Source organism: Tamlana crocina, assembly GCF_012037625.1.
The window spans coordinates 1-551 of record NZ_JAAVJS010000119.1 but is presented as its reverse complement, the minus strand read 5'-3'; the positions used below and the strand labels follow the sequence as shown (position 1 = coordinate 551).

Here is a 551-nt window from a genome sequence, read left to right as displayed (position 1 = left end):
CTACGGGACTTTCCTTCTACTATATCCTCTGGGGAGTATCTTTAATTATTGTGCTACGGAACTGTCTTGGTCCACTTTTTACGCCAGCTACCGATCTACCGCCCCTACTGGGCTATCAACCATTTCGCCATATCCGGGAAAACCATCGATTAATTATATGCTGTACCTACGGCACAGGTGTTCTATGGCTAAAATGTTTTCTACCCATATTTGGTCCCTATTGGACTTATTGACTTCTTCCCTCTCTGGAAATAATGTTATTCTCCTTATCTACCGTCCCTACGGGATCTACCAACCTATCGTCCCTACGGGCCCTACGGAACTGAGTTACCCAATCTTCACCAACAGATCAGGATCGGGACAATTTTGTAGATATCGACCTATTTCCCTTTTACTTGCCACGCCGGGATAATCGCCTTCTTTGCCTTCCATATCATAAATGATCTGAAAATGTAAATGTGGTGCGTAATTGCCATTTTCGGAAGGATTACCAAGAGCCGCGATCTGCTCTCCCTGCTTCACAATTTGTCCCACTTCTAAATCTTTAAGAG

The 551-nt window shown here is 44.3% G+C and carries 1 pseudogene; it reads right to left on the bottom strand.

Going from position 1 to position 551, the window contains the following annotated elements:
• Positions 1 to 327: 327 nt before the first annotated feature.
• Positions 328 to 551, bottom strand: a pseudogene (locus HC176_RS15900) (peptidoglycan DD-metalloendopeptidase family protein); the annotation flags it as partial.